The organism is Erythrobacter sp. HI0063 (assembly GCF_001635685.1).
Lineage (GTDB): Bacteria > Pseudomonadota > Alphaproteobacteria > Sphingomonadales > Sphingomonadaceae > Qipengyuania.
On sequence record NZ_LWFF01000040.1, the window covers coordinates 1 to 243 of the forward strand.

Genomic DNA, 243 nt, shown 5'->3' on the forward strand with positions numbered 1-243 from the left:
TGGTATTCGAGGAAGTCTTCGGCGCCGGACGGCGCAGCTGGCTTGAGCGCATCGAGAAGTTCGGCGGCGGCCTCCTCTCTCTCGATGTATATGATGTGATCGTCTGGGCTGACTTTGCGACCCTGAGCATTCGAACGGCCGTATTCGAGGTGAGCTCTGTTGATTGCTTCGAAGTCGAAATGGAGAGATGTAAACCCCTGCGCATTGATTGGTCGCCCTGGCCGGGTAATGGGCTGGTTGTAG

1 protein-coding gene is annotated in these 243 nt (G+C 56.8%); it reads left to right on the forward strand.

The window, feature by feature from the left end; all coding sequences use genetic code 11:
* A partial coding sequence (locus A3736_RS17775) for a hypothetical protein (RefSeq protein ID WP_233999162.1) occupies positions 1 to 243 on the forward strand: 243 nt, incomplete at both ends.